The following is a 26,313-nucleotide window of genomic DNA, read 5'->3' on the forward strand; positions in this document are numbered from 1 at the left end:
TCGGCCAGCCCGGCCGCCGGCCCCTGCGCCATCGCGACCGCGACGGCGCGGTTGAGGTCCACGACCGGCGAGGGGGCGATCCGGGCCAGCGCGTCGTAGAGGAGGACGACCCGCTCCCAGTCGGTCTCCGCGACCGACGGCGCGACCGCGTGGCACTCGGCGATCGCGGCCTGGACACCGTAGGGCCCCAGGCCTCGGCCGGCCCGACCGGCCGTCGCGAGCGCCGCGCGGCCGCGCCGGATCGCCGTACGGTCCCACCGGCGCCGGTCCTGGTCCTCGAGCAGGACCGGGTCACCGTCGGGCCCGGTCCGGGCCGGGAAGCGCGCCGCGGTGAGCTCCATCAGCGCCAGCAGCCCGTGGACCTCGGCCTCGTCGGGGACGAGCCGGGCCAGGACCCGGGACATCCGGATGGCCTCGCGGGCGAGGTCGACGCGGATCAGCTCGGCGCCCGACGACGCCGTGGAGCCCTCGGTGAACACCAGGTAGATCACGCTGAGCACCGAGGCGAGCCGTTCGCGGCGCTCGTGCGGCTCAGGGAGCTCGAACGCGACGCGCGCGGCGGCGAGGGTCTTCTTGGCGCGGGTGATCCGGGCCTGCACGGTCGCGGTCGGCACCAGGAACGCCCGGGCGATCTCGTCGCTGGTCAGGCCGCCCACCACGCGGAGCGTGAGCGCGACCTGCGCCTCCCGCGAGAGCACCGGGTGGCACGCGATGAACATCAGCGCGAGCGTGTCGTCCTCGATCCGGTCGGGGTCGCCCAGCTCGTCGGCGCCGGGCCCGTCGGCCTCGTCCAGCTCGTGGGCGAGGGCGGCGTACCTCTCGTCGAGGGCGGCGCGGCGACGATAGGCGTCGATGGCCCGCCGTTTGCCGACCGTGAGCAGCCAGCCGGCCGGGTTCTGCGGGACGCCTTCGCGCGGCCACGTCACGAGCGCCTGCGCGAGCGCCTCCTGGGCGAGGTCCTCGGCCAGCGCGAAGTCCCCGGTGTAGCGCGCCAGGCTGGCGACGATCCGGGCGGACTCGATCCGCCAGACCGCCTCGACCGCCTGGCGGCCGCCACCGGAGCCGGTCACAGCTGGCCCGTGGCCTCCCGCCAGGCCCGCTCCTTCTGGATCCACACGTTGTCCTGGGGGAACTCGTCGATGCTGGCGATCCGCCGGATCTCGGTCTTCAGGCCGGGCCCCGCCATCGGAGCCCGCTTCGCCCACTCGACGGCCTCCTCCTTGGAGGCGACGTCGAGCACCCAGAAGCCGCCGAACAACTCCTTGGTCTCGCCGTAGGGGCCGTCGGTGACGACCGGCGGCTGCGCCGAGTAGTCCACGACCACCGAGTGCTCGGCGTCCTCGAACCCCTCGGCCGAGACCAGGACGCCCGCGTCGATCATCTCCTCGTTGAACCGGCCCATCGTGGCCATGATCTCCTCGAACTCCATGTCCTCGAGGGACCCGGCGCCCTCGTCGGTGGCGCGCATGATCAGCATGTACTTCATCGTCCGTCCTCCTGCGTCCGTGGGTCTCCTGCCGACCCTCTCGCACCTGAGTCGTACGGCGACAGCCGCAGATCGACACCGGATCCGCAGGATTTCGCCCGCTTCCGGCGGAATCCGCACCGTGATCCCGGTCACGGGCCCTCAGCATCGCCCCCGGCACACCGATGTCAAGGGCGGCGACGCGCCGGACCCGTGGGGGGTGAGGGGTCGCGCTCTCGGGCGACGAGACGACGGAGCCGGACGGCTCCCGACGAGGAGATCACTGATGTCAGCACCCATGCCCGTGCAACCGGAACCTGCGAGCCCTGGACCGTCGGGACAGCGCTCGGGACTGCGCTCGATGCGCTGGTTCGACGACCGCCGACTGCGCACGAAGGTGCTCGCGGTGTCGATGATCGGCATCGTGCTCGCCGGGACCATCGGCCAGCTCGCGATCATCGAGATGGGCAAGATCGCCGACGAGGCGGCGGCGATCGAGACCGAGGGGATCCAGCCGGTCGAGCGCATCAACGCGGTGCGCCAGGCGTTCCTCCAGACCCGGATCGACGCGCTCGCCGACGAGCTCCAGACCAGTGACGGTCCGGCTCACGACTCCTACCTCGCCTCCGTCGAAGCGGTCGATGCGGCCCTGGCCGAGTTCGAGGACAACACCGCTCTCGACGCACGCGACAAGCAGATGGTCGCGGACTTCAGAGACAGCTGGGCGGGCTACACCGACCTGGCCGGCGGCGAGATCCTCAGGCTCGCGCGGGCGCGCGAGTTCGAGCAGCTCGAGGCGTTGCGGGACAAGGAGGTCGCGCCGATCGCGACCGCGCTCAACGACACGCTGACCGCACTCGAGGAGATGATCAACGGCGAGGCCGAGACCGCGGTCGAGCACGCGCAGTCGACGTACTCCAGCGCGCGCACGATGGTCTACCTCGAGCTCGCGATCGGCCTGCTCATCACGCTCGGCCTGTCGCTGTTCGTCGCCCGCCGCATCACCCGACCGATCGACCAGACCGCGGACGCGCTGCGCAGCCTCGCCGACGGAGAGCTCGCCCAGCACCTCGACCTGGACACCAAGGACGAGGTCGGCCAGATGGCCCAGGCCCTGAACACCGCGAGCGCCCAGCTCGCCCAGGCGATGGCCGACATCGCCGGCAACGCCGAGACCCTGGCCTCGGCCTCCGAGGAGCTCTCGAGCGTCTCCGGGCAGATGTCCGGGTCCGCGCAGGAGTCCGCCACCCAGGCCGAGCTCGTGTCGGCCGCCGCGGAGCAGGTCTCGCGCAACGTGCAGACCGTCGCCACGGGCACCGAGGAGATGTCGGCCTCGATCCGCGAGATCGCCCAGAACGCCACCGGCGCCGCCGGCGTCGCGGCGGAGGCCGTGCGCGTGGCCGACTCCGCGAACACCACCGTCGCGAAGCTCGGCGAGTCCTCCTCCGAGGTCGGCAACGTCATCAAGGTCATCAACTCCATCGCCGAGCAGACCAACCTCCTCGCCCTCAACGCCACCATCGAAGCCGCCCGCGCCGGCGAAGCCGGCAAGGGCTTCGCCGTGGTCGCCAACGAGGTCAAGGAACTCGCCCAGGAGACCGCCCGCGCCACCGAGGACATCAGCCACCGCATCGAGACCATCCAGGTGGACACCGAGGCGGCGGTCGAGGCGATCAGCCAGATCTCCGGGATCATCGCCCAGATCAGCGACGCCCAGACCACGATCGCCTCCGCCGTGGAGGAGCAGACCGCGACCACCAACGAGATGTCCAGGAACGTCTCCGAGGCCGCCCTCGGGTCGACCGACATCGCCGAGAACATCACCGGCGTGGCTCGCTCGGCCAACGACACGACGGCAGCGGCGGACAGCACCAGCCAGGCCGCCGGCGAGCTGGCCCGGATGGCGGCGAAGATGCAGCAGCTCGTCGGTCGGTTCCGTTACTAGGAGGTCGTCGTCGGCGGCGCGGCGCCCAGGGTCGCGTCGTCGACACCCAGCGCGGTCGCGCGGCAGACCTCGGCCCACGCCGTCGGCTCGAGGCCGAGCTCGCGGGTGATCGCGCTGGAGTCGAGCACGTAGGGGCGCTCGAACTGGTAGACGGTCTCCCGCATCTCCCGCAGCAGCGGCACGAACACGCCCCCGACGCTCAGCAGCGCCTTCGGCCAGGCCCGCACGGCGACCGGCTCGCGACCCGCCGCCCGGCACACGTCGGCGACGGTCTCGGCCTGGGTGCGGGGTGCGTTGCTCGGCGCGTGCCAGACCCGGCCCCAGGCGTGCGGCGCCTGCGCGACCGCGGCGAGCGCGCGACCCATGTCGCGGACGTCGGTGAACGTGTGCGGCTGGTCGGCGCTGCCGAAGACGCGCACGCTCTTGCCCGCCAGGGCCCGCGCGGTGACCTGCGCGATGTGGGCGTTGGTGACCCACGGTCCGACGTAGTCCGAGCCACGGACCTCGACGGCGCGGATCCGCCCGGCCTCGTGCGCGGCGAGCGCGTCGGCCCACATCCCGGCACGGATCCGCGCCTTGGTGCCGGTCGCGGCGTCGGGCATCCCCTCGATCATCGGGCCGTCGACCGGTCCGTAGCCGTACAGGCACGACGCGGTCACCAGCGTGGCCCCCGTGCGCTCGGCCGCCGCGAGGAACGCGGCCGCGACCGGCGGCCAGTACGTCGGCCACACCGTGTACGACGGCGGGTTGATGCAGTTGTAGAGCGCGACGGCCCCGGTCGCGAGCTCGGCGAGCCGGTCGCCGTCGGCCGCGTCCGCGGCGGCCCGCCGCACCCCGTCGATCTCGGGCCCGCGGCCGGACCTGCTGACGAGCAGCACGTCGTGGCCCTCCGAGGCGAGCTGGACGGCGGTGGCGCGGCCGACGGGGCCGGCGCCGACGATCACGTGCAGATCGGACATGTCTCCTCCTGAAGTCAGAATCGAGAGCACCGCTCTCGGTTTCTTCAGCGTGGCACAGCATCCTCGCGAAAACAAGAGCACCGCTCTCGATTTGTGTCAGGATGGCGACATGTCCCGTGCCGAGAACCGCCTCGAGATCACCCGCGCCATCCAGGAGACGGCGCGACGGCACCTCGCGGAGGTCGGCCCAGCAGCCCTGTCGCTGCGGGCGATCGCGCGCGAGGTCGGGATGGTGTCCTCCGCCGTCTACCGCTACTTCCCCAGCCGCGACGACCTGCTGACCGCGTTGATCGTCGAGGCCTACGACGAGATCGGCGCGGCGGTGGAGGCGGCGGATGCCGGCGTACGTCGGCGCAGCGACCTCGCCGAACGCTTCACCGCGGTCTGCCACGCCGTGCACGACTGGGCCCGCGCGAACCCGCACGAGTACGCACTGCTCTACGGCTCGCCCGTGCCCGGGTACGCGGCGCCGGAGACCACGATCCCCTCAGCCGCGCGGGTCCCGGGCACGCTGCTCCGCATCGCCGAGGAGTCCGAGCGCGCCGCGCAAGAGCTCGGGGCGCCGACACGCGCCGTGAGCGCCAGGGAGCACCGCGCGCTCGGCGGTGTCCGCCCCGCCCTCGACGTCGACCTGAGCGACGAGCGGCTCGTGCGCTGGCTGATGGCCTGGAAGACGCTGTTCGGGCACACGTCGATGGAGCTCTACGGCCACATGCACCGCGGGATCCTCGACTACGACGCCCACTTCAGCCAGGTCATCGCCCAGCTCGCGGCCGACCTGGGACTCAGCAGCTAGCAACCATGGTTCGCCTGGGCGCAGGTGTCGGTCCCCCAGTCCAGGGAGAACGTCTTCTGCACGCCGGAGTAGGACAGCGTCGCGGTGATCGGCGGCTGCTTGAACTCGTTCCCGCTGCCGATGTCGTAGGAGTACAGCATCCGCCACCAGGTGCGGCCCTGGTCGTCCTGGACGGTCGTCGCCGGCTCGGTGTGACCGTCGGGGAACGTGTAGCGGACGTCGAAGACGCCCTCCATCCCGGCCGGCACCAGTCCCCCGGCGACCCGGGTGACCTGGAAGCCGCCGGCGACCCGCTCGAGCACCGTGCTGACCCGGAACGGCGCCACACCGTCGGACCGACTCATCGAGACCGGCTTGTGGACGGTCGTGACCCCACCGCGCTCGTCGCACAGGGAGAGGTCGTCGCCGCTCTCCCAGAAGCTGGTCGCGCCGCCGTCCGCGGGGAACGTCACGACCTGGCGCGGACGTGGGAGGACGTTGGCGACCTCCTCCCGACACGTCCCCCTGCCGACCTGGTGCACACCGGTCGGGTCCGGGATGGGCGGCGGCACGGGCGTGGACGCGTCCGGGGCCGGGAGCGGCGGCGGAGTGGGCGAGGTCGAGGTGGCGGGGGCCGCCGGGCTCGCCTCGTCACCACCCTGCACCGACCATGCGCCGAGGCCGGCCACGGCGACCACGGCGGCGGCCGCAACGGCCGGGACCAGCCACCGAGCACGCGCCCCGGGCTCGTCGCGGGTCGACCGCAGCAGCTCCTGGCGGATGCGCGCGCGGCTCTGGTCGCTCAGCGGCTCCTCGGGCGGGGGTGTCAGGTCACTCATCGCGTTCTCCTCGAGTCGTCGTCAGGTCGGCGAGCCGGGCGCGGGCCCGCGAGAGCCGGGACCGCACGGTCCCGACGGGTACGTCGAGCGCGGCGGCGGCCTGTTCGTAGGTCAGGCCCGACCAGGCCACGAGGCCCAGCACCTCGCGCTCGTGGGCGGGCAGGGCGTCGACGGCCGCGAGTACGGCGCGCATCCGCTCCTCGGATCCGACCCGATCGGCCACGCGCTCGGCGTGGTCGGGCTCGGCCGGCGGCCGAGGGAGCGCCGCGAGCGCACGCCGGCGCCGACGCTGGGACCGGGCCAGGTTGCGGCACACGTTCGTGGCGACGCCGTACAGCCACGGCAGCGCCGAGCTGTCGTGGGCCTGCACCCGGCGTCGGTGCCGCCAGACCTCGAGGAACACCGTCGCGGTCGCGTCCTCGGCCTCCGACCAGTCCCCGGTCGCCCGGAAGCAGTGGTTGTAGATGCGGTCGCCGTAGCGGTCGAAGAGCGCGGCCAGCGCCTCGGGATCATCGCGGCGCAGGCCGTCCACGAGGTCCTCCTCGCCGGCCTGCGTCATCGTGGTCCCATCTCGCTGCACACCCCTCCATGTCCGCTGCGGTCGAGGAGTTCCCGAGTGTCTAGTCTGGGGCCCGTGGGAGAAGGGCTGCGCGAAGGCGATCGGGTCGCGCTGCTGGTCCCGGGCTCCCTGACCTACCTCGACGCGGTGATGTCACTCCTGGCCCGCGGCGTCATCGCGATCCCGCTGGACCCCCGGCTGACGGCGTACGAACGCGAGCGGATCCTCGGGGGCCTCCATCCACACCTGGTCGTCGAGACGGAGGACCAGCTCACCCCGCTCGCCGGCACGGTCGGCGTGCCCCGGGCCCGCCCCATGCACGTCACGAGCGGGACGACGGGCACGCCGAAAGGCGTGTACTCGGGGCTCCTCAGCGAGGACGACGCCGCGGCCCTGGTCGCCGAGGAGCGGGACCTGTGGGGGTTCACCGACACCGACGTCAACCTCGTGCTCAGCCCGCTGTACCACTCGGCACCGTTGCGCTTCGCGATGGGCACGGTGCTGGCCGGAGGTCGCGTCGTCGCCCCGGGCGGGTTCGACCCGGAGCTGATGACCGAGGCGATCGCGCGCGAGCGGCCCACGACGATGTTCTGCGTGCCGGCCCACCTGCAGCGGCTGTTCGCCCACTGGGACCAGGCTGGCTGGCCGGACCTGTCCTCGTTCCGGCTGGTCGCCCACGCCGGCGCGCCGTGCCCTCCCGCGCTCAAGCGGCGCCTGATCGAGGCGTTCCCGGCCGGGTCCACGTGGGAGTTCTACGGCTCCACCGAGGGGCAGTTCACCGCCTGCCGCAGCGAGGAGTGGCTCGAGCACCCGGGCACCGTGGGCCGGGCACGGCCGGGCCGCGAGCTGTCGGTCGACCCCGACGGCACGATCTGGTGCGCGGTGCCGGCGTACGCCCGCTTCGAGTACTTCGGCGACCCGGACAAGACCGCAGCCGCCTGGCGAGCCCTCCCCGATGGGCGGAGTGCGTTCACGGTCGGCGACCTCGGCCGTCTCGACGAGGACGGCTACCTGTACCTCGACGGGCGGCGCGAGGACCTCCTGATCACCGGCGGCGTGAACGTCTACCCGCTCGAGGTCGAGAACACCCTGCGCGAGCACCCGGGCGTCGAGGACATCGCCGTGTACGGCGTGCCCGACGACCGGCGGGGCCAGCGGGTCTGCGCCGCGGTCGTCGGCGCGGCGAGCGCCGCCGAGCTCGACACCTTCGCCCGCGAGCGGCTGGCGCCACCCAAGCGGCCCAAGGAGTACCACTTCCTCACCGAGCTCCCGAGGACGCTGACCGGCAAGGTGCTCCGCGACCGGCTCGCGGAGCGTTAGCCCGCGAACCGGCGCCGGTACTGCTGGGGGCTCAGGCCGCGGACCCGGGCGAAGTGGTGGCGCAGCGTGGCGGCGTTGCCGAAGCCGACCTCGTCGGCGATCCAGTCGATCGAGTGGTCGGTGCGCTCGAGCAGCTCCTCGGCCGCCTGCACCCGCTGGCGGGTCACCCAGGAGTGCGGGGTGGTGCCGGTCTCGGCGCGGAACCGGCGTGCGAACGTGCGCGGCGACATGTGGCTGCGGCGGGCCAGCGCCTCGACACCGAGGTCCTCGTTGAGGTTCGCGACGATCCACTGCAGCAGCGGCCCGAGGGTCTCGGCGTCACAGTCGGGGACGGCGCGGGCGATGAACTGCGCCTGTCCCCCGTCGCGGTGCGGCGGCACGACGATCCGCCGGGCGACGTTGGCCGCGACCTTGGTGCCGAACTGCTCGCGCAGCAGGTGCAGGGAGGCGTCGATGCCGGCCGCGGACCCGGCGCCCGTCAGCACGTTGCCGTCGTGGCAGTAGAGGACGTCCGGGCGGACGTCGGCCGTGGGGTACATCCGGGCGAGCCGGTCGGTGAAGCGCCAGTGCGTCGTGCACTCCCGGCCGTCGAGCAGGCCCGCCGCACCCAGCTCGAAGACCCCGGAGCAGTGGGCGTAGATGATCGCGCCACGGACGTACGCCGCGCGCACCGCCTCCAGGACCGCCGGGTCCTGGTCGAGCAGCTCGTGCTTGGGGCTGATGCAGACCAGGTCGGCGTCGGCGGTGGCCTCCAGGCCGCGTTCGACGACCAGGTCGTAGTCGGAGCGCCCGCGCACCCGCCCGGGACGCGGCGTGCACACCTGGAAGTCGAAGACCGGCGTCTCGTCCTCGGGGTGCTCCGGCTCGCCCCACACCTCGACCAGCGAGCCCAGCCCGAACGGCTCGGCCCCGTCCTGCACGATCACCGCGACCTTCTGCACCCGCCCAGACTGACGCATCGATGGCAGGAAATCAACGAACATCGGCATTCCTGCCAGTGGTGGCAGGATCGCAACGAGAGCAGGATTTCTGCCATGACCGCGATCCTGTTCCTCCTGGCCCTGGTCGCCGGCTTCGGCGCCCTGGTCAGCTACGCCCGCCACGACCGGTTCGCCGGTCCCGCCGTCCGCACCCGCCACGTCGACGACCTGGGCTGCGCCGCGCGCTGATCCCTTCCCAAATAGACGTTGACCCGCCCGAAAGTTTCGGGCGGGTCAACGTCTATGTGCGGTCAGTTGCCGCCGGTGAGCTTCTCGCGGAGCGCCTGGAGCGCCTCGTCCGAGGCGAGCGAGCCGCCGGCGTCCGAGGTGTCGGTGTCGCTGCCGCCGCTGGAGTACGACGTGGCCTCGCCGGCCTCGACCTCGGCCTTGGCGGCCTCGGCCTGCTGCTTGACGTGGGCCTCCCAGCGGGCGTGCGCCTTGGCGTACTGGTCCTCCCAGATCGCGCGCTGCTCGTCGAAGCCCTCGAGCCACTCGCCCGTCTCGGGGTCGAAGCCCTCGGGGTAGACGTAGTTGCCCTGCTCGTCGTAGGTCGCCGCCATGCCGTACAGCGTGGGGTCGAAGTCCTCGACGTCCGAGGCGGTCGCGGTCTCGTTGGCCTGCTTGAGCGACAGCGAGATGCGGCGACGCTCGAGGTCGATGTCGATGATCTTGACCATGACGTCGTCGTTGACCTGGACGACCTGCTCGGGGATCTCGACGTGACGCTCGGCGAGCTCGGAGATGTGCACCAGGCCCTCGATGCCCTCCTCGACGCGGACGAACGCACCGAACGGCACCAGCTTGGTGACCTTGCCGGGCACGATCTGGCCGATCTGGTGGGTGCGGGCGAAGTGCTGCCAGGGGTCCTCCTGCGTCGCCTTGAGCGACAGCGAGACCCGCTCGCGGTCCATGTCGACGTCGAGGACCTCGACGGTGACCTCGTCGCCGACCGCGACGACCTCGGAGGGGTGGTCGATGTGCTTCCAGGACAGCTCGGAGACGTGCACCAGACCGTCGACACCGCCGAGGTCGACGAACGCACCGAAGTTGACGATCGAGGAGACGACGCCCTTGCGGATCTGGCCCTTCTGGAGCTGGGTGAGGAAGCCGTGGCGGACCTCGGACTGGGTCTGCTCGAGCCAGGCGCGGCGGGAGAGCACGACGTTGTTGCGGTTCTTGTCGAGCTCGATGATCTTGGCCTCGAGCGTCTGGCCGACGTACGGCTGCAGGTCGCGCACGCGGCGCATCTCCACCAGCGAGGCGGGCAGGAAGCCGCGCAGGCCGATGTCGAGGATGAGTCCACCCTTGACGACCTCGATGACGGTGCCCTCGACGACGCCGTCCTCCTCCTTGACCTGCTCGATCGTGCCCCAGGCGCGCTCGTACTGGGCGCGCTTCTTGGACAGGATCAGGCGGCCTTCCTTGTCCTCCTTCTGGAGGACCAGGGCCTCGACCTTGTCGCCGACCTGGACGACCTCGTTGGGGTCGACGTCGTGCTTGATCGACAGCTCGCGCGAGGGGATGACGCCCTCGGTCTTGTAGCCGATGTCGAGCAGGACCTCGTCCCGGTCGACCTTGACGATGGTGCCATCCACGATGTCACCGTCGTTGAAGTACTTGATGGTCGCGTCGATCGCGGCGAGGAAGTCCTCTTCCGAACCGATGTCGTTGACCGCCACCTGCGGCGCGTCGTAGTCAGGAAGAGTCGAGATGGTGCTCGTCATAAGGGAGGTTGTTCCTTGGGTGGATAGGAGTCGTACGGGCACGTCGAAGGTCCGTTTCACCAACCACGGGATGGAAAGCGAGCACGGATCCGCTCCGTCTGGGACCAGGGCAGACCTCCGGCGCAACCTAGAGCGTACGCGGAGCGCGAGAAGTTCGTCCAACCGAGCGCCCGCGGGCGGCCGGCCGGGGCCCGGGGAATATCCTCCCAGGGTGGAGAACCAGCCCCCGGTGCGGGTCGAGCGCCGGCCGGTGAGCGAGGACGAGTCGCGCCGGGCCAACGGCCCCGACTGGGACCGCTACGCCGACGAGTACCAGGCCACCCACGGGGAGTTCCTCGGCGACGTGGGCTTCGTCTGGGGACCCGAGGGCCTCACCGAGGCCGAGGCACGGGTGCTCGGCGACGTCGCCGGCCGCGACGTCCTCGAGGTCGGCTCCGGGGCCGGCCAGTGCTCGCGCTGGGTGCGCCAGCAGGGCGGGCGCGCGTTCGGCCTCGACCTGTCGCTGCGCCAGCTCCAGCACTCGCGGCGCATCGACGAGGCCACCGGCATCCGGGTCCCGTCTGTGCTCGGCACCGCGACCGCGCTGCCGTTCGCCGACGACTCCTTCGACGTGGTCTTCTCCTCCTTCGGCGCCCTCCAGTTCGTCAGCGACATCGCCGACGCCGTCGCGGAGACCGCCCGGGTGCTGCGACCCGGCGGGCGCTACGCCTTCTCGATCACCCACCCGACCCGGTGGATGTTCCCCGACGACCCGTCGGAGGCCGGGCTCGTGGCCGGGCAGTCCTACTGGGACCGCACGCCGTACGTCGAGGTCGACGACACCACCGGGCAGGTGGCGTACGTCGAGCACCACCGCACGCTCGGCGACTGGGTGGCGCTGCTGGCCGGGAACGGCTTCGTGATCACCGACCTGCTCGAGCCGGAGTGGCCGGCCGGCCACGAGCGCGTGTGGGGTGGCTGGTCACAGACCCGGGGGCGCTTCACCCCCGGGACCGCGATCTTCGGCGCCCGGCTGGGCTGATCCCGGCGGGATCCGTCAGGTCGCGACGGGCGCCCGCTCGGCCTCGATCGAGACCTCGTCGCGGCGACCGACGCCGACCAGGAGCGCCAGCCCGGCCAGCACGCACAGTGCGCCACCGACGAAGCCCACGATCGGCATCCACACCGTGATCATCGAGAGCAACCGCATGTTGGTGCGGGCATCGTCGGCGAACGCCTTGATCTGCTCGTCGGTGAACCCGATCTCGAGGTCGAGCACCTGGGTGCCGTCGTCGAGGTAGCGCTGCTGGTCCTGCGTCTGCTGCTGGATCGCGCCGGTCTTGGGCTCGACCCAGACCTCGATCCGGTTGTCGTAGGTCCCGTTGATGCCCTCGGCGATCTCGATCGGGGCGTCGTCGATCGCGACCTTGTACACGTAGCACTCGATGCCGTCGAGGGTCTCGGTGCGGTCGTAGACCGCGTCCACGGCGTGGCCCGCGGTGCCGTCCCACATCGGGTAGGTGACCTTCTCGGCATCGAACGGCCACTTGTTCATCAGGCCCTCGTGGGGCGTGGCGTCGGCGGGTAGGTAGTCGGTGTCGTTCACCGCCAGTCCGGAGACCCGGTCGGTCGCGAACACGTCGGTGCTCGCGTCCACCAGCCGCGGGTCCTCGCCGTCGACGCAGTCGGGTGCGTTGTCGACGTCGATCACCACGCACGTGGTCTGGACCCAGCTGACGATGTCGTCGCCGGAGTGATCGGAGTCGGTCTTGGTGATGCTCTCCACCTTGACCGGGTTCTCCGGGAACTCACCGGTCAGCGCGTCGTACTTCTTCACGGTCCCGTCCAGGTGCGTCACCTGGTTGACGTCCAGCGGCGTCCGCTTGACCAGACCCGGGGCCCACACCGTCGCGAGCACCCCGGCCACCAACAAGAAGGCGCCCATTCCGAGCAGCGCCCGTCCGAACCATCTACGCTTCACGTCCCCTCCCAAGGCTGATGCGATGCGGAGCACCGTAGCAGTCCGGACGGCTCCGAATGCGACGTCCGTCACACTCGTCCTCGAAAATTGTCCCGGCCGGTGTGACACACTCCCGGCGTGCTGCGCCGACCGGATCGATTCGTGCTGGCCGGCGTGGGACTGGTGCTGGCGCAGCTCGCGTTCCGGGGCTGGGCGCTGTGGGGCTCGTGGTTCTACTTCGACGACCTGGCGTTCATGTCCCGCGCGGCCAACCAGCCCTTCGACCTCGACTACCTCTCGGAGTCCTACGGCGGCCACCTGATGCCGGCGGGGTTCGCCCTCACGCGGGTGCTCAACGACGCCGCGCCCTTCGACTGGCTCCCGTGGGCGGCGACCCTGCTGGCGTTGCAGGCGCTCGCCGGGTTCGGGATGCTGCGGCTGCTGCTGTCGATGTTCGGGCACCGGTGGGCGGTGGTCGGGCTGCTCGCGGCGTACCTCTCCTATGTGTTCACGCTGTCCGCGGGCCTGTGGTGGGCCGCCGGGATCAACCAGCTCCCGCTGCTGATCTCGCTGGCGTTCGGGCTGCACGCCTTCCTCGCCCACCTGCGGACCCGGCGCGTCCGGCCACTCGTCGTCGCGCTCCTGTGGACCCTCGCCGGCCTCGCGAGCTACGAGAAGACTCTGCTGCTCATCGGCGTCTACGCGATCGTCGGGCTCTGCTGGTTCGCCACCGGCTCGACCACCCCCGAGCGACTGCGCGACTTCTGGAACACCTACCGGCCCGCGATCGTCGCGTTCACGGTGCTCGGCGGCGGCTACCTCGCGGTGTACGTCGCCTACGGGCTCGACTTCTCCCCCACCGACTCCACCGGCCAGTCCTGGGGGCCGTTGGCGTGGAACCTCGTCATGGTCGCGTTCGCGACCGCCGCCGTCGGCGGACCGCTGACCTGGCAGACGGTCACGGTGGGCTCGCTCGCGGACCCCTCGACCGTCGTGCAGCTCGCGGCGTGGGTGGTCGTCGGCGGCCTGGCCTACTACGCGTTCCGCACCCGCACCCGCAGCCGGCGCGCCTGGCTGCCGCTGGTGTTCACGATGGCCGCCAACGTCATCCTGCTCGCCTCGGCCCGGGCCTCGATCGTCGGACCCGACATCGCCCGCGAGTTCCGCTACCAGACCGAGTCCGGCGCACTGGTGGTCCTCACGGTCGGGCTCGCCCTCCTCCCGCTCGTCGGAGCTCGCGAGGTCAACGCCGAGCGCCCCGACGTGCCGCGCCCCTACGAGCGGTCGTCGTACGTCGCCGCCGCGGTGCTGGCCGTCGTCGCGCTCGCGACCTGGTCGAGCGTCCGGTACGTCGACCAGTGGCAGGGCGCCAACCCGAGCGAGTCCTTCTTCGACAACGTCTCAGCCTCGCTCCGGACCGCCGACGGCCCGGTCCCGATCGTGGACGCCGGCCTCCCCCAGACCCTGCTGTGGTCCTACCGGTTCCCGGAGAACACCTACAGCCACGTGTTCCGCAGCCTGCCGGCGGCGACCGGCAAGATCACCTACCCCGACACCGCGGTCGACAACCTCTACCTGTTCGACGACGCGGGCAGACTGGCGCCCGTGGTGATCCCGCCCGTCCGCTCGATGGTCCCGACCGGGGGGTGCGGCTACTCCCTCCCGGCGGACCGGACCACGACGATCCCGCTCAACGGCCCCGTCATCGGGGGTGGCTGGTGGATCCAGCTCGGCTACGCCAGCCCGGTGGAGGTCACTCTGCGGGTCGAGGCGGGCGACCGCTCCTACGTGGTCGATCTCCCGCGGGGGCTGCACAACCTGTACTTCGAGGCCGAGGGCGAGTTCCACTCGGTCCGGCTCGCCGACGAGGACCGGCGGTCACGTGCCTCCGGGCTCTGCGTGGCCACGCTGGACCTCGGCGTCCCGACCCCCGTGAGCTCGCCGTCATGAGGCCGGTGAGCCGCCGGCTGCGGGCAGAGACGCGTCCGCCGACCGAGGCCCCGCTGCGCCTCGACGCCGCCACCCTGCGCCAGAGCCGGGTGGCCCAGGCCGCGGTCGTGCTGATCGCGCTCCACCTGGGCTACCGGATCTGGATCACCTCGATCTCCTGGTACGTCGGCGACGACTTCTCCTTCATGTCGCGCATGTGGCACGACGGACCGTCCCTGGCCGCCGCCACCGAGCCGTACGCCGGGCACCTCATGCCCGGGGGCCTGTACCTGACCTGGCTGGCCGGCGAGATCCACCCCTACGACTTCACCGTCGCCGGGGCCATGCTCGTGGCGATGCAGGCGCTCGCCGACATCGGCCTGCTGGTGCTCCTCGTCCGCATGTTCGGGCTGCGGCCCGGCATCCTGCCCCCGCTCGCGCTGTACCTGTTCACGGTCTTCTCGACGCCGATGGCCGTCTGGTGGGCCGCCGGCGTCAACCAGATCCCGATGCAGGTGGTGCTGTTCTGGTCCCTGGCCGCCCACGTCTCCTACCTGCGCACGCGCGAGCGGCGGCACCTGCTCGTCACGATCGCCTGGCTGGCCGCCGGGCTGGTGTTCTACGAGAAGACCGTGCTCGTCCTCGGCGCCATCGGCATCGTCTCGCTGTCGTACTTCGCCACCGGTTCGCTCCGCGACCGCGTCCGGACGATGTGGGAGGACTACCGCGCCGCCACGTTGCTGCTCGTCCTCGCGGGCGCGGGCTACCTCGGCCTGTACGCGACCGTCGGCTTGAACTTCAGCGCCTCCGAGGCCGGCAACGACCTGCTCGGCGGCGTCGCCACCAACATGGCGTTCCAGGCCTACGCCCCGGCCGTCGTCGGCGGCCCCCTCGCCTGGACCCACCAGGGCCCCGGATCGTTGCCGGACCCGGGCGCGCTGGGGACCGCCGCGAGCGTCGTGGTGATCGTGCTGGTCGTGCGCGCGATCCACCGGGCCCGGCTGCGCAGCCTGCGTGCCTGGTGGCTGCCGGCGTTCTTCCTCGGCTGCGACATCGCCCTCGTGCTCGCCGGCCGCGCGAGCCTCGTCGGCGACATCATCGCGCTGGAGTACCGCTACCAGAGCGAGCTGGGCGCGGCCACGGCACTCGCTCTCGCACTCGCTACGCTGCCGGTCCGCGGCGCGGTCGAGACGGTGGAGCCACGAGCGGCCAGCCGGCTCCTGGACGTGCCCGCACGGGTCACCGCCGCGATCGCCGCCGTCTGTGCTCTGGGGCTGGTGTCGTCGACCCAGTTCGCGACGTACTGGAGCTCCCACGCGGAGGGCGAGCCGTACTTCGCCAACCTGCTCGGGCCGATCAAGGACGCCGAGCGGCCGGTCCCCCTCGTCGACACCCAGGTGCCGACGTTCATCATGTGGGGGCTCGCGTTCCCGGCCAACCTGCAGAGCCGCCTGCTCGCGCCGTACGCCGACCGGGTCGACTTCCGCACCTCGGCGGTCGACACCCTGATGATCGCCGGCGAGGACGGCACCATCGGTCCGGTGCGGATCGCGGCCGTCCGGAAGGCGGAGCCGGGGCCGCGCGAGGGGTGCGGGTGGAACATCTTCCGACGCCCGACCAGGATCCCGCTCGACGGGCCGGTGGCCTTCGGCGGATGGTGGGTGCGGATCCACTACCTGGCCGCCGAGCAGACGGCTGCGACGGTCACCGCCGGGTCGGCGACGTACGACGTCATCCTGCCGCTTGGGGAGCACGTCCTCTACGTGGCCGGCCGCGGGGACTTCGACAGCATCACCCTCGCCCGCTCCTCACGGACCGCGACACTCTGCACTGACGACATCACCGTCGGCCGACCACAGCCGCAGGAGGCGCCGTGAGGCACCGCGACCGCACGTTCCCCACCCTCAACGCGCTCCGGGCCGTCGGCGCGATCCTGGTGGTGCTCACGCACTCGGCGTTCAACACCGGCCGGATCAACGACGGCTGGACCGGCGCGGTCCTCGCCCGCTTCGACTTCGGCGTGACGCTGTTCTTCGTGCTCTCGGGCTTCCTGCTCAGCCGACCGTGGTTCCTGGCGGCCGCTCTCGGCGAGCACCATCCCTCGGCACGGCACTACCTGTGGAAGCGGGCCCTGCGCATCCTCCCGCTGTACTGGGTCGTGGTCGTGATCGCGCTGGCCGCGGACCCGGCCAACGACGGCTCGAGCCTGCGCGAGTGGCTCAGCAACCTCACCTTGACCCAGCTCTACTTCCACGGCCTGCTGCCGAGCTCGCTCACCCAGATGTGGAGCCTGTGCACCGAGGTCGCCTTCTACGTGCTGCTGCCGCTGCTGTGCGTCGCCCTCACCGGCCGCCGCCCCCGCGGACTGGACCTGCGGCGCGTCCTGGTCGTCGCAGCGGTCCTCTCGGTGCTCGGTGTCGCCTGGCAGGTGCGGGTCGCCCAGATCCCGGGACACGAGGGGCACTACGCGCAGTGGCTGCCCGGCTACCTGCCGTGGTTCATGGTCGGCATGGCGTACGCCGCGTGCTCCGCGGCGCTCACCGTCACGCCCGACGCGACGCGGGTCGGCCGGGCCCTCGATCGCCTCGGCGCCGACCTCACGGGCTGCTGGATCCTCGCCGGGGCGGTCTTCGCCATCGCCTGCACCCCGCTCGCCGGTCCCCGTCTGCTCCTCACCCCGGGCGCCTGGGAGGCCGGCGCCAAGGTCGTGCTCTACGCCGTCGCCGGCGCCTTCTTCGTGCTGCCGCTCGTGTTCGGCCCCGAGCGCGAGGGCTGGATCCGCGACCGGCTGGCCGGCCCGGTCCCCACCTGGCTCGGCGACATCTCCTACGGCATCTTCGCGATCCACCTGCTGGTGCTGAACATGGTGTTCTGGATGCTCGACCTCGAGGTGTTCACCGGCCGGTTCCTCACCGTCGCTGGGCTCACCCTGGCCATCACGTTCGCGCTGTCGAGCATCTCGTTCTACGTCCTCGAGCGACCGGTGCTGCGCGCCAAGAACATCCGCTTCTTCGCGCGGATGGAGCCCGCGGACCGCACGGTCGCGCCGGCGCCCGAGGTCGCTCCGTGACGCTCGCTCGTCACGCAGGCCGAGATCGCGTCCTGGTCGGCGGCACGCTGCTGATCGTCGCCGCCGTCGGGTTCCGCACCTGGGCCGCCGCCCAGACCTGGTTCTACGTCGACGACTTCCCGATCGTCGCGACCGCTGCACACGACGGGATCGGCCCGCGGGCACTGGTCGAGCCCTACATCGGACACGTGATGCCCGCGGGCCGGGTCGCCGCCTGGCTGACGACGGTCGGCCGGCCCTACGACTACCCGGTCGCGATCGCGGAGCTGATGGTCCTGTTCGCACTGGCGTCGGCGGGTCTGCTGCGGCTGCTGCGCACGCTCTTCGGGCCGCACCCGGCCGTGCTGCTGCTCCTCGCCTACTTCCTGGCCTCCCCCTGGCTCATCTCGCTCACGTCCTGGTGGGCGGCCGGCATCAACCACCTGCCCGCCCTGGTCGCGACCGTATGGGCCACCGACGCGGCCGTGCGCTATCTGCGTGAGCCGCGCGGTCGGGACCTGGCCGCGAGCATCGCCTGGGTCTGCTTCGGACTGGCGTTCGCGGAGCTGGCGCTGCTCGCCTATCTCCCGCTCGTGCTCATCAGCGTCTGCTACTTCGCCACCGGGTCGCTGGCCGAGCGGATCCGTCACCTCTGGCGGACGCGGCGTCCGCTCGTGGTGGGTCATGGTCTCGTGGTCGCGGCGTACTCGGCGATCTACCTCGCCACGGCCTGGAGCCCGCAGGACGCGCCGGACGGTGGCGTCCCGTGGCGCGAGTACTTCGTCAACGTCCTGGGGACCGTGGTGCCCAGCGCCGCGATCGGCGGGCCCGTGCGATGGCACCAGGTGTGGGCCGCCCAGTTCGACGTCGATCCGCCGACGATCGTGCGCCTCGCCGGGCTCCTCGCCGTCGCCGGTGTCTTCAGCCTGGCGGCCCTGACCCGGGACCGGGCGCTGCGGGCGTGGTCGATCCCGCTCGCACAGCTGCTCGTGCTGGTGGCCCTGATGGCCAAGACCCGCGTGGTGTTCGGACCGTCGTTCATCCTCGACCTGCGGTTCACGACACCGCTCGCGGTCGGGATCCCGCTCGCGATCGGCCTGGCCTTCCTCCCGGTGCGAGACGCGCTCGAGGGCTCGGAGCGCCGCCAGCCCCATTGGCTGGTGGACCGTCCGGCACCCGCCCTCCTCGCCACGGCGGTCGTCGTCGCGCTCTCGGTGCGCAGCGCGGCCACGTTCCCTCTCCTGCACGTGCCACAGGAGGAGTCGCCCCGCGCCTACTTCGCGGCACTGGAGCACGACCTGGACGAGCACGAGGGTCCGGTCGACCTGGTCGACGACCACCTCCCCGGCTACGTGTTCAGCGGGCCCGAGGGCGTGCACTCGATCGCCCTGAGCCAGTACGGCGACCGCGTCCGGTTCCCGACGGTGCTGCAGGACGAGTTCTACGTCGTGGACCAGAGCGGCCACCTGGTGGAGCCCGACCTCGACGTCGCCCGCCGCTCCGGCCCTCCGCCCCGCGCCGGTGGCTGCACCGGCCACCTGGTCGACGGCGGCACGCGGGGCGTGATCCCCCTCGACGGGCCGGTCTTCGGTGCGGTGTGGCGGTTGCGGATCGAGTACACCGCGAGCACCGCCACCCCGGTCCGGATCACCCGGGGCGAGGCCACCACCGAGGCCTCCCTCCTCGATGGCACCCACCTCATCGAGCTGTCCGGCGCCGGCCAGTACGAGTCGATCGGGGTCGCGCCGACCGATCCCGGCGCCCAGGTGTGCGTGCACGAGGTCGAGGTCGGGACGACCAGCTACCCGGGACGCCCGCCGATCGGCTGACCGTCCTCACCCGCCGACCGCGGGGTCGTCCGGCGCAGCCGGATGCCCCCGCCCGGCGCCCGGCGCCGACCCACGTCGCGTGGTCGACCGGCCAGCCCGGCGGCGACCGCCGCCAGCGCCGCCATGCTCCAGGCCTGCGTCCACTCGACGGCCCAGGAGCGTTGGTTGAGCTCGGTCCAGGTCATCGCCAGGGAGGCGATGAGGAACGTCAGACCGCCGAGCACCGCCCAGCCCTCGAAGCGACGCTGCAGCAGTCGTCCGAGGACCAGCGCAGCGGCGACGCCCCCGAGCCCCCACCACCCCATGAGCAGGCCACCGGCGGCCAGCGCGACGGTCGCGTCGAGGAGGCCGGGGCGGGCGGTGACCAGCTCCGGTCGGTCGATGCCCACCGGGCGCCGGCGTACGAGCGGGACCAGCACGACCAGTGCCACGAGGGCCACACCGGCGGCGCCCAGGACCAAGAGGGCGGAGAAGGTCCGGTCGGCGGGGATGCTCAGGAGCACCTCGCCGGAGGCGCCGGCGGGGACCAGGAAGCCCTGCTTCCAGCCCGCGACCCGGACCCGGGGCAGCCGCTCTCCGTCCAGCGTCGCGACCCAGGCCTCGTTGACGTTCTGCTGCACGGTGAGCACCGACTCGGTGCGCCGCTCGGGCAGCGACACGGAGGTCGGCTGGCCGCGGCCATCGACGTGGAGGGTCACCGGCTGGGTCGCCGCCACTTGGACCCCGACGTGCCGCAGGTCGACGGTGTCGACCCGGAAGAGCTTCGACGGCCGCGCCAGCACGGCGTGGTCGGAGCCCGCGCCGAGGGCGGTCGTGGGGAAGCCGCAGACCACGAACGGAACGCTGGCGCCGCGCACCAGCCGGCGCACCGAGGCGACCACGCTGGTCTGGCGGACCTGACCGTCGACGGCGATGTCGGGGCCGGTGCCGCACGGGAAGACCCGTTGCTCCGTGGCGCGCGCGGGCTCGAGCCCGCGCCCGAACGACAGGCTGCTGATGCCGGCCGGCGCCGTCTCGAACTGCTGGCCGACCACGAGGAACGCGGTGTCGCTGTCGGCGATCCGGACGTCGAGCGTGCGGACCGTCCACGGCGGGAGCGTGCCGCGTCCGGACCGGTCCAGGCGCACGAGCCGCTCGCGGTCACCGGAGGAGACGAGCAGGGCGGTGGGCCGCGCCACCGGGGCGTCCGCACCGATCGTCGCCTCGACCGTGCTGAGCCGCTGCGGACGCGGGAACCGCACCGTCAGGGTCTCGTCGGCCCGGTGGGCGACCCAGGTGGTGCCCGGGTCGTCGTCGAGGGTCGCGGCCGGTCCGCTGGCGATGTCGGTCGGCTTCGAGCTGTCCGTGCGGGCCGTGAGCCCGGACTCGAACAGGCCGTCGCCCGAGACGGTCCGGCGCAGCGAGACCGTCCCCGAGAGCGTGTAGTCGCCGCCGGTCTCGTCCACGAAGCGCCGAGCCAGGGTGTCGCCGTCCTCGCCGGGAGCCGCCAGCACGTCGAGGCAGGCGTAGCCCTCCCCCGCGGTCGCGCACGCGGCGCGATCGGGGTCGCGGGTCAGCGAGACCAGGTCGACCGGGAACCGCGGGTCGGGCTCGGGCAGGTCCAGTACCCGCTGGGCGAGGAGGTCGGGCACGCCGACCTCGGCGATCGCGAACGACCCGGGCAGTCCGAGGTCGCGCCCCGCCGCCGTCACCCGCAGGAACTCGCCGGCGCCCAGCGTCGTGTGATAGATCCGGGCCCGCCCCGGCCGGGGCGCGGCGACCTCGACGTGCTCGCCACCCGCCCACAGGTCGAGCCGGTCGACCGGGGCGGAGTCGGGGGCGAGCCGGACGGTCAGCTCGCCGACCCCGACCCGGGAGCCGAAGCTGACCTGCCAGTACTCCCCGGTGGGGTCCAGCTGCCGCTCCGAGCGCCACGCGGTCGCGGGGTCCTCGTCGAGCGCGGCGCCCGGGTGCGAGCCGATCTGCAGCGGCGGCCGGGCCTCCGCGCTGGCCTCGCTGGAGCTGGCCGTGACCGACGTGACCTGGCCCGACCAGGACGCGGTCGTCTGCCAGCGCTCCGGGTCGTCGAGGACGCGGTGCTCGTGCTCGGGCCCGACGAGCTGGTAGGCCTTCCCCGCGGCCATCGTGTCGGACTCGTTCCACCGCACCGCCGCGAAGTTGGTCTCGCGCCGCCTCATGCCGTCGGTGAGGACCTGGCCGACCGCGCCGTCCGGAGCGTCGGCCGCCAGCACCGGCTGCCCGCCCGTGAGCGAGCCCACGGTGGCGCTGAGTCCACTGCCCGGGTCGCCGGCGAGCGCCTTGAGGCCCGAGGTGAGGTACGCCGCGTGCGCACCGACGACGTCGTAGACGTCGACGGAGCCGACCTCCGTCGACAGCCCGGAGCCCTCGATCACCCGGGTCTTCTCGTCGGGCCCCCGCGAGACCGGGTCGGCGCCCACCCGCGGGCCGAAGGACCGGTCCAGCTCGATGCCCGGCGAGGCTCGCAGCACGCTGGCGACGTACGACGGATCCGGCGCGCCGGTCTCGAACCGGTCCAGGTCGTTGCGCACGATGAGCCGGCCGACGCCGTTGGCCGCGAGGTACTGCGCGAGCTCGGGGCCCGGGTGTCCGGACTCGACGAACCGGGTGACCGCATCCAGGAACACGACGTTGCCGGGCTGGGCGAGGGGGATGACGTTGCGGACCGCCCAGGGGCTGTCCGCGAGCCCCTGGAGCACGTCGTCGTGGGTGTTGCCCCAGCTGTAGACCCCGAACGCGGATGCGGGGATCTCCAGGGCGACCGTGCCGTCGTCGGTGCTCGCCAGGTGCTCGGCGGCCGCGGCCCAGTAGTCCGGGACCTCCTCGACGCCGTCGCGGGGGGCGATCCGGTCCTGCGCCCACGGCAGGGCCAGGGCCAGCAGCGCGAGCCCGGTCGCGACCCGCAGCATCGTGACGGCCGGCCCCGCGCCCTTGCCGCGGATCGAGGCCGCCAGCCGGGCCAGCACGTGGGCCAGGCCGAGCACCAGCGGCAGCCGCAGCACCACGTCGAACTTGTGCAGGTTGCGCAAGGGGGCGAGGGACTGGTCGAGCAGGTCGGTGCGGTCGGCGGCGAAGAAGCCGGCCAGCTCGCCTGAGTAACCGAAGCCGACCAGGGCCACGCCGACCAGGAGGCCGAGCGTGAGGAACCGCTGGTGCGGGTTGCTGCGCAGGGCGATGCCGACCAGGCCCAGCGCCGCGATCGCGGCGGCGTCGAGCACCAGGAACGGCGTGGTGACCAGCTGCTGACCGGCGGTGTAGTCGATGTCCGCGAAGTAGGCGACCCAGTCGGACTCGCCGACGATCGTGCGCGACAGACCCGTGGGGATGCTGGTGATCGTCGCGTTCTCGATGTAGTCGAGGAACGGCGGGCTGTAGCGGCCCAGGAGCAGCAGCGGGCCGCTCCACCACAGGGTCGCCAGGCCCGTGAACAGCGTCCACCAGCCCAGCAGGCGCCACTTCCGCGGGCCGCCGGCGCGGGTGAGGATCCACACGACCCCGAGCGGCAGCACCGCCGCGACGGCGATGGCGTTGACCCCGCCGCACGACGCGACCACCAGGGCGCTCAGCGCCGCGGCCCGGCGTACCGACCCGCGCTCGCTGCCCACGATCAGCGGCAGCAGCACCCACGGTGCGAGCGCCATCGGCCAGATCTCGACCGACGTGCCGCCGAGCAGCGTGGTGATCCGCGGGGTGAGCACGAACGCGAACCCGGCCACCACCTGGGTCAGGGGGGTGCCGAGCCCGAGCCGCTGCGCCACGCGGACGACCCCGAAGAACGCCGCGCAGAGCAGCAGCGTCCACCACAGCCGCTGCACCACCCAGCCCGGCACGTGAGCCAGGTCGCCGAGCAGGAACAGCGGCCCCATCGGCCAGGCGTAGCCGTAGGCCTGGTTCTGGATCTGCCCGAACGCCGCGGACGGGTCCCACAGGTGCAGGGCGTTGCCGAGGAACTTGGCCGGGTTGGTGACCAGGTCGAACTTGGTGTCCGCGACCATCCGGCCGGCCGACTGGGAGAACGCCATCGCGGCGAGGACGGCGGCATAGCCCCACATCCGCAGGCGCGTCGTGGCGACGCCCGTCGTGGGGGCGTCTCGCGGTCCGGTCACGCTTTCCGCACCACGATCACGAGGTTCCAGGTGACCAGCTCGCGCAGCACCGGGACATGGGTCAGCCAGTAGGCCCACCGCGGGTTGTAGCGAGGCAGCACCGCGATGACCTCCCCGGCCTGCTGCCGGCGCGCCCACCGCAGGCCGTCGCGCACCGTCACGCGGAACAGCGACTCGCCGTACCGGTTCTTCGGTTCGTGCCCGTGCCGGGCGGTGTAGCGGCGCCGGGCCAGCCGGCCGCCGAGGTAGTGCCAGGGCGCGGTCTCGTGGCCGCCCCAGGGCCCGTACCAGACCGTGTAGGAGAGGAACGCGATGCCGCCGGGGCGGGTGACGCGGAGCATCTCCTCGGCCATCGCCCAGGGCCGGGCCACGTGCTCGAGCACGTTCGAGGAGTAGCACAGGTCGACGGCGTCGTCGCGGAAGGGCAGGTTCATCCCGTCGCCGACGACGGTGCCGCGGGCGATCGAGCCGAGCCCGGCGAGCTCGCCGACGTCGGCGTCGAGGGCCCAGTACGTCGCGCCCGCGCGCTCGAACGCGTCGCGGAAGTAGCCCGGGCCGCCACCGACGTCGAGCACGGTGCTGCCGGCCAGGTCGAGGTAGCCGGACAGCTGGCCGATGGAGTCCGCGGCCAGCGCGGAGTAGAACCGGCGGGGGTCGTCCTGCTCGTGACGGAAGTCGGCGAGCAGCCGGACCGATCGGCGCAGGTCGGGTCGCCAGTGACCTGCGCTCAGCATGCGCGCACCCTATCCGAGAGGTGACTGGGTAGTAACCTCGCCGCGTGCCCCGCCCCGACGCCCGCGCCGACGCCGGCGCCGCCGGCCCCGCCGGCGGCCGCCTGGCCGGCCGCCGCGTGGTGTTCTTGAGCTGGCGCGACACCCGCAACCCGGAGGGCGGCGGCGCCGAGCGCTACCTGGAGAAGATGGCCGCCGGCCTGGTCGCGCGCGGGTGCCGGGTCACGATCTTCTGTGTCGCGTACGCCGGCGCCGCACCCGTGGAGACCGTCGACGGCGTCCGGTTCGTACGCCGCGGCACGAAGGTCAGCGTCTACGCGCTCGGCATGTGGTCGCTGCTGCGGCGTCGCTTCGGGCGGGTCGACCTGGTCGTCGACGTCCAGAACGGGCTGCCGTTCTTCAGCCCGCTGGTGACCCGGCGACCGGTGGTCGTGCTGGTGCACCACGTGCACCGCGAGCAGTGGCCGGTCGTCTACCCCGGCCTCACGGGTCGCGTGGGGTGGTGGATCGAGCGCCGGGTCGCGCCGCGGCTCTACCGGCGCTGCCAGTACGTCACGGTCTCGCGCGCCACGCGAGCCGAGCTGCGCGCCCTCGGCGTCGACGGTCCCCGGATCGCGGTCGTCCACAACGGCACCGACCCCGTGGTCTCCGTGGCGGCCCGCAAGTCCGCCCACCCGTCGATCTGCGTGGTGGGGCGGCTGGTGCCCCACAAGCAGGTCGAGCACGCCATCGACGCGGCCCGCTCGCTCAGCGAGGAGTTCCCCGACCTGCGGCTGCGGGTCGTCGGGAGCGGCTGGTGGGAGGCCGAGCTGCACGAGTACGCCCGCGACCTCGTCGAGCGGGGCACGGTGGTCTTCGAGGGTCATGTGTCGGAGGTCCGCAAGCAGGAGGTCTACGAGGAGTCCTGGGTGATGGCGCTGCCGTCGATCAAGGAGGGCTGGGGGCTCGTCGTCGGCGAGGCCGCCGCACACCGGACCCCGACCGTGGCCTACGCGGGCGCGGGCGGCACCCAGGAGTCGATCGTCGACGGGGTCTCGGGGATCCTCGTCCACTCCCAGGCCGAGCTGACGGCCGCCCTCGGCGGGCTGCTGCGAGAGCGCGCCGCCCGCGAGCGGCTCGCGGACGGGGCTCTGCAGCACAGCGCGGGCTACACGTGGGGGCACTCGCAGGCCGCGTTCGCGCACGTCGTGGCCTCGGCGCTGCGTGGCGAGCTGGTCAGCGACCAGGACGCCACCGGCGAGTGAGACCCGAGTGAGACCCGGATGGGACCCCGAGACGGATCCGGCCGACGACTAGTTGGTCGAGCCGTACTCGATGGCCGGCTGGCTGACGTTGGCCGGGGACTTCTCCGGCGGAGCGGTCTGTGACTTCACCAGGCCGACGACGGTCGCGCCCGCGAGCGTGCCGCCGACGACGACGCTCAGCAGTGACACCAGAAATGCTTGCACGTGAGTTCCCTTCCTCCCGGCGCAGACCGTATCACCTGACCGTAGATCCGCGCCGCAATCTACGTGACGTTCGTCGCACCGCCCCCGCGAGCGCCAGGACGGGCAGCAGCGTGAACGCTCCCCAGGCCAGCGCGAGGGCGGCGCGGCGCGCACCCGAGACCTCCCGCACGTGCACCGGCGTGTCGAGGCGCAGCAGCTCCAGGTCCGGGCCCGTCCAGACGGGGGTGCCGGCGATCCGGGCGTCGTAGCCCGGGCCGCTCGGCACGTCGCGCTCGCGCACGACGAGCCCGATGCCGAGCCGGCCGAGCGCGGTGGCGCGGGCCTGCGGGGTCGGCGCGGCGAGCGCGGCCAGCGCCTGCGGGACCCGGGGGTCCTCCCCCGCGATCACCCGGCGGTCGACGACGAGCTCGTCGTTGACGAGGTAGTCGCGCTGCAGGTAGCGCGGCAGCGGGTCGAGGACCTTGCGGTCGTGGGTCCACGCCGGCTGGCGGTAGCTCGTGAACGGCAGCACCAGCAGGTCGCCCCCGGGGGCGTCCTCGAGACCGTCGAGGGCGGCGCGGGCGGCGGCGTAGGAGTCGGGGTACGCCGACGGGCGCAGTGCCCCGGAGACGCCCCAGGCGGCGTCGGGCAGGAACGCGAGCGGCAGCAGCGCGCCGGCGATCGCGACGACCGGCCGCGGGGCCCGTGCGGCGCAGCGG

Annotated in this window: 21 protein-coding genes and 1 pseudogene; 10 read left to right on the forward strand and 12 right to left on the reverse strand. The window is 72.6% G+C overall.

Going from position 1 to position 26,313, the window contains the following annotated elements:
- Together VGD85_RS20490 and VGD85_RS20495 are read right to left on the reverse strand one after the other, a co-directional pair.
- Positions 1 to 1,070, reverse strand: a 1,070-nt coding sequence (locus VGD85_RS20490) for an RNA polymerase sigma factor (RefSeq protein ID WP_331065282.1), incomplete at its 3' end; no start/stop codon positions are given.
- Positions 1,067 to 1,486 (reverse strand): YciI family protein, encoded by a 420-nt coding sequence (locus tag VGD85_RS20495; RefSeq protein WP_331065283.1) that lies wholly within the window; start codon positions 1,484 to 1,486, stop codon positions 1,067 to 1,069. The genes VGD85_RS20495 and VGD85_RS20490, both read right to left, overlap by 4 nt.
- A 265-nt stretch (positions 1,487 to 1,751) precedes the next feature.
- On the opposite strand from VGD85_RS20495, the gene VGD85_RS20500 reads away from it, so the two are divergent.
- Positions 1,752 to 3,410, forward strand: coding sequence for a methyl-accepting chemotaxis protein (locus VGD85_RS20500; protein ID WP_331065284.1), 1,659 nt, complete (start codon positions 1,752 to 1,754; stop codon positions 3,408 to 3,410).
- On the opposite strand, the gene VGD85_RS20505 is transcribed toward VGD85_RS20500, so the two are convergent.
- Positions 3,407 to 4,369: an NAD-dependent epimerase/dehydratase family protein gene (locus VGD85_RS20505; protein WP_331065285.1), complete on the reverse strand. Its 963-nt coding sequence runs from the start codon at positions 4,367 to 4,369 to the stop codon at positions 3,407 to 3,409. The two genes, VGD85_RS20500 and VGD85_RS20505, sit on opposite strands and share 4 nt — an antisense overlap.
- 109 nt (positions 4,370 to 4,478) lie before the next feature.
- On the opposite strand from VGD85_RS20505, the gene VGD85_RS20510 reads away from it, so the two are divergent.
- Complete coding sequence (locus tag VGD85_RS20510) at positions 4,479 to 5,165, forward strand: TetR/AcrR family transcriptional regulator (protein ID WP_331065286.1); 687 nt, start codon at positions 4,479 to 4,481, stop codon at positions 5,163 to 5,165.
- Here the strand turns inward: VGD85_RS20510 and VGD85_RS20515 are convergent.
- Positions 5,162 to 5,983 carry a hypothetical protein gene (locus tag VGD85_RS20515; RefSeq protein WP_331065287.1) on the reverse strand — a complete coding sequence of 274 codons (822 nt, stop codon included), beginning with the start codon at positions 5,981 to 5,983 and terminating at the stop codon, positions 5,162 to 5,164. The two genes, VGD85_RS20510 and VGD85_RS20515, sit on opposite strands and share 4 nt — an antisense overlap.
- A complete protein-coding gene (locus VGD85_RS20520; RefSeq protein ID WP_331065288.1) occupies positions 5,976 to 6,542 on the reverse strand; it encodes an RNA polymerase sigma factor in 567 nt (188 codons plus the stop codon). Before VGD85_RS20520 ends, VGD85_RS20515 begins: the two co-directional genes overlap by 8 nt.
- A gap of 75 nt (positions 6,543 to 6,617) precedes the next feature.
- On the opposite strand from VGD85_RS20520, the gene VGD85_RS20525 reads away from it, so the two are divergent.
- Positions 6,618 to 7,862 carry a class I adenylate-forming enzyme family protein gene (locus VGD85_RS20525; RefSeq protein ID WP_331065289.1) on the forward strand — a complete coding sequence of 415 codons (1,245 nt, stop codon included), beginning with the start codon at positions 6,618 to 6,620 and terminating at the stop codon, positions 7,860 to 7,862.
- Here the strand turns inward: VGD85_RS20525 and VGD85_RS20530 are convergent.
- Positions 7,859 to 8,821, reverse strand: a complete 963-nt coding sequence (locus VGD85_RS20530) for a GlxA family transcriptional regulator (RefSeq protein WP_331065290.1) — start codon at positions 8,819 to 8,821, stop codon at positions 7,859 to 7,861. The genes VGD85_RS20525 and VGD85_RS20530 overlap by 4 nt on opposite strands.
- Positions 8,822 to 8,896: 75 nt before the next feature.
- Here VGD85_RS20530 and VGD85_RS20535 point away from each other — a divergent pair, with 75 nt between their 5' ends.
- The gene (locus VGD85_RS20535) at positions 8,897 to 9,031 is read left to right on the forward strand and encodes a hypothetical protein (protein ID WP_331065291.1); all 135 of its coding nucleotides are present in this window, start codon (positions 8,897 to 8,899) and stop codon (positions 9,029 to 9,031) included.
- A gap of 62 nt (positions 9,032 to 9,093) precedes the next feature.
- On the opposite strand, the gene rpsA is transcribed toward VGD85_RS20535, so the two are convergent.
- A complete protein-coding gene (gene rpsA / locus VGD85_RS20540) occupies positions 9,094 to 10,566 on the reverse strand; it encodes a 30S ribosomal protein S1 (protein WP_331065292.1) in 1,473 nt (490 codons plus the stop codon).
- 211 nt (positions 10,567 to 10,777) lie between these two features.
- On the opposite strand from rpsA, the gene VGD85_RS20545 reads away from it, so the two are divergent.
- Entirely contained in the window at positions 10,778 to 11,587 is an 810-nt protein-coding gene (locus VGD85_RS20545) for a class I SAM-dependent methyltransferase (RefSeq protein WP_331065293.1), read from the forward strand.
- Positions 11,588 to 11,602: 15 nt separating this feature from the next.
- Here the strand turns inward: VGD85_RS20545 and VGD85_RS20550 are convergent, their stop codons facing one another.
- Positions 11,603 to 12,526: a DUF3068 domain-containing protein gene (locus VGD85_RS20550; protein WP_331065294.1), complete on the reverse strand. Its 924-nt coding sequence runs from the start codon at positions 12,524 to 12,526 to the stop codon at positions 11,603 to 11,605.
- Between the two features lie 117 nt (positions 12,527 to 12,643).
- Between VGD85_RS20550 and VGD85_RS20555 the strand changes: the two genes are divergently transcribed.
- Genes VGD85_RS20555 through VGD85_RS20570 form a run of 4 tightly spaced genes read left to right on the forward strand, consistent with a single transcriptional unit; the run spans position 12,644 to position 19,312 of the window.
- Entirely contained in the window at positions 12,644 to 14,455 is a 1,812-nt protein-coding gene (locus tag VGD85_RS20555) for a hypothetical protein (protein ID WP_331065295.1), read from the forward strand.
- Positions 14,452 to 16,311: a hypothetical protein gene (locus VGD85_RS20560; RefSeq protein WP_331065296.1), complete on the forward strand. Its 1,860-nt coding sequence runs from the start codon at positions 14,452 to 14,454 to the stop codon at positions 16,309 to 16,311. The genes VGD85_RS20555 and VGD85_RS20560 overlap by 4 nt, the downstream gene beginning before the upstream one ends.
- On the forward strand, positions 16,308 to 17,504 hold the full coding sequence (locus VGD85_RS20565) for an acyltransferase (RefSeq protein WP_331065297.1): 1,197 nt from the start codon (positions 16,308 to 16,310) through the stop codon (positions 17,502 to 17,504). The genes VGD85_RS20560 and VGD85_RS20565 overlap by 4 nt, the downstream gene beginning before the upstream one ends.
- Positions 17,501 to 19,312, forward strand: a complete 1,812-nt coding sequence (locus VGD85_RS20570; protein ID WP_331065298.1) for a hypothetical protein — start codon at positions 17,501 to 17,503, stop codon at positions 19,310 to 19,312. The genes VGD85_RS20565 and VGD85_RS20570 overlap by 4 nt, the downstream gene beginning before the upstream one ends.
- Here VGD85_RS20570 and VGD85_RS20575 read toward each other — a convergent pair.
- Together VGD85_RS20575 and VGD85_RS20580 are read right to left on the reverse strand one after the other, a co-directional pair.
- Positions 19,285 to 23,436: an alpha-(1->3)-arabinofuranosyltransferase domain-containing protein gene (locus VGD85_RS20575; protein WP_331065299.1), complete on the reverse strand. Its 4,152-nt coding sequence runs from the start codon at positions 23,434 to 23,436 to the stop codon at positions 19,285 to 19,287. The two genes, VGD85_RS20570 and VGD85_RS20575, sit on opposite strands and share 28 nt — an antisense overlap.
- Positions 23,433 to 24,170, reverse strand: coding sequence for a class I SAM-dependent methyltransferase (locus tag VGD85_RS20580; protein WP_331065300.1), 738 nt, complete (start codon positions 24,168 to 24,170; stop codon positions 23,433 to 23,435). The genes VGD85_RS20575 and VGD85_RS20580 overlap by 4 nt, the downstream gene beginning before the upstream one ends.
- Before the next feature lie 44 nt (positions 24,171 to 24,214).
- On the opposite strand from VGD85_RS20580, the gene VGD85_RS20585 reads away from it, so the two are divergent.
- Positions 24,215 to 25,411, forward strand: coding sequence for a glycosyltransferase family 4 protein (locus VGD85_RS20585; protein ID WP_331065301.1), 1,197 nt, complete (start codon positions 24,215 to 24,217; stop codon positions 25,409 to 25,411).
- Between the two features lie 48 nt (positions 25,412 to 25,459).
- On the opposite strand, the gene VGD85_RS20590 is transcribed toward VGD85_RS20585, so the two are convergent.
- Entirely contained in the window at positions 25,460 to 25,600 is a 141-nt protein-coding gene (locus VGD85_RS20590; RefSeq protein WP_331065302.1) for a hypothetical protein, read from the reverse strand.
- A gap of 46 nt (positions 25,601 to 25,646) precedes the next feature.
- Positions 25,647 to 26,313, reverse strand: a pseudogene (locus tag VGD85_RS20595) (hypothetical protein); the annotation flags it as partial.

Source organism: Nocardioides sp., from assembly GCF_036401255.1.
Taxonomy (GTDB): Bacteria; Actinomycetota; Actinomycetes; order Propionibacteriales; family Nocardioidaceae; genus Nocardioides.

Bases quoted from the DNA above. Each gene is read 5' to 3' on its own strand.
- VGD85_RS20515 (WP_331065287.1), bottom strand. From the start codon at position 5,983: ATGAGTGACCTGACACCCCCGCCCGAGGAGCCGCTGAGCGACCAGAGC.
- rpsA (WP_331065292.1), bottom strand. From the start codon at position 10,566: ATGACGAGCACCATCTCGACTCTTCCTGACTACGACGCGCCGCAGGTG.
- VGD85_RS20500 (WP_331065284.1), top strand. From the start codon at position 1,752: ATGTCAGCACCCATGCCCGTGCAACCGGAACCTGCGAGCCCTGGACCG.
- VGD85_RS20530 (WP_331065290.1), bottom strand. From the start codon at position 8,821: ATGCGTCAGTCTGGGCGGGTGCAGAAGGTCGCGGTGATCGTGCAGGAC.
- VGD85_RS20560 (WP_331065296.1), top strand. From the start codon at position 14,452: ATGAGGCCGGTGAGCCGCCGGCTGCGGGCAGAGACGCGTCCGCCGACC.
- VGD85_RS20495 (WP_331065283.1), bottom strand. From the start codon at position 1,486: ATGAAGTACATGCTGATCATGCGCGCCACCGACGAGGGCGCCGGGTCC.
- VGD85_RS20520 (WP_331065288.1), bottom strand. From the start codon at position 6,542: ATGACGCAGGCCGGCGAGGAGGACCTCGTGGACGGCCTGCGCCGCGAT.
- VGD85_RS20505 (WP_331065285.1), bottom strand. From the start codon at position 4,369: ATGTCCGATCTGCACGTGATCGTCGGCGCCGGCCCCGTCGGCCGCGCC.
- VGD85_RS20535 (WP_331065291.1), top strand. From the start codon at position 8,897: ATGACCGCGATCCTGTTCCTCCTGGCCCTGGTCGCCGGCTTCGGCGCC.
- VGD85_RS20510 (WP_331065286.1), top strand. From the start codon at position 4,479: ATGTCCCGTGCCGAGAACCGCCTCGAGATCACCCGCGCCATCCAGGAG.
- VGD85_RS20580 (WP_331065300.1), bottom strand. From the start codon at position 24,170: ATGCTGAGCGCAGGTCACTGGCGACCCGACCTGCGCCGATCGGTCCGG.